The 1,472-nt window shown below is 66.7% G+C and carries 1 protein-coding gene; it reads right to left on the reverse strand.

Annotation, left to right across the window (positions count from 1 at the left end):
• Positions 1-1,472, reverse strand: a 1,472-nt coding sequence (locus GR303_RS24190; protein WP_161727011.1) for an aldehyde dehydrogenase family protein, incomplete at its 3' end; no start/stop codon positions are given.

Raw genomic sequence — 1,472 nt, forward strand, 5'->3', positions numbered from 1 at the left:
TCGCTTCCTTTTGTCTTCGGCACGTAGGGTCCGTTGCCGTCGAAGGTGTAGGCGGTCTTGACCGTGGTGTAGAACTCCGCCGCATAGCGGCCCTGCTCGCGCGGGCCGTAAGAACTGCCTTTGCGCCCGCCGAACGGCACGTGGTAGTCCACCCCGGCGGTAGGCAGGTTCACCATCACCATGCCGGCCTCCGCGTTGCGCTTGAAGTGGCTGGCGTATTTCAGGCTCGTGGTGCAGATGCCCGACGAGAGACCGAACGGCGTGTCGTTGGCGATCTCCAGCGCCTCGTCATAGTCCTTGGCCCGGATCACGGTGGCCACAGGCCCAAAGATCTCCTCGCGCGCCACCCGCATCCGGTTGTCCACCTCGGTGAACAGCGCCGGCGACAGATAGAAGCCGGGCGCCTCTCGCTTCAGCAGTTCGCCGCCTGCCACCAGCTTCGCCCCCTCCTCTTGGCCGATGCGGATGTACTTCAGATCCTGGTCGAGCTGGCCCTGGTCCACCACCGGGCCGATCTGGGTGCCCGCCTTCAGGGCGTCGTCCACCACCAGGCCGGCCATGCGCTCCTGCATGGCGGCCACGAAGCGGTCGTGGATGCCCTCCGTCACGATCAGCCGCGAGGACGCCGTGCAGCGCTGGCCCGTGGAGAAGAAGGCGGAATTGACGGCGCAATCCACCGCCACCTTCAGGTCGGCGTCATCGAGCACCACCATGGGGTTCTTGCCGCCCATCTCCAGCTGAAGCTTCTTCATGGGATCGGCCGTGATGCAGCTTTGGGCCACCCGCCGGCCGGTGGGCACCGAGCCGGTGAACGAGATCGCCGAGACCTTCGGGCTTGTCAGCATGGCCTCGCCCACCACGGAGCCCTTGCCCATCACCAGGTTGAACACGCCGGCCGGCACGCCGGCGCGGATGATGATCTCAGAGAGGGCATGGGCGGAAGCGGGCACGAGTTCGGCGGGCTTGAACACCACGGTGTTGCCGTAAGCCAGCGCCGGAGCAATCTTCCAGGCGGGAATGGCAATGGGGAAGTTCCAGGGTGTGATCAGGCCGACCACCCCCACCGGTTCGCGGGTGATCTCGACATCGATGAGCGGGCGCACCGAAGGCAGCTTCTCGCCGGCCATCCTGAGGCACTCGCCGGCGAAGAAGTGGAAGATCTGGCCGGCGCGGGTGACCTCGCCGATGCCCTCCGGCAAGGTCTTGCCCTCCTCGCGGGAGAGGAGGCGGCCGAGTTCTTCCTTGCGGGCCAGGATCTCGTCGCCGACGGCTTTGAGGATGTCGTGGCGGCTCTGGATCGAGGAGCGCGACCAGGCCGGGAAGGCGTCATAGGCCGCAGCGATGGCGGCTTCAGCCTCCGCCGCGGACGCGCGGGCGTACTCGCCCACCACGTCGGCGGTGTTCGACGGGTTGATGTTCGGCGATGCCTCCGTCGCGCCGACCCACTCCCCAGCTATGTAGTTCTTCGTCAT

It is taken from the genome of Microvirga arsenatis, assembly GCF_009910705.1.
Lineage (GTDB): Bacteria > Pseudomonadota > Alphaproteobacteria > Rhizobiales > Beijerinckiaceae > Microvirga > Microvirga arsenatis.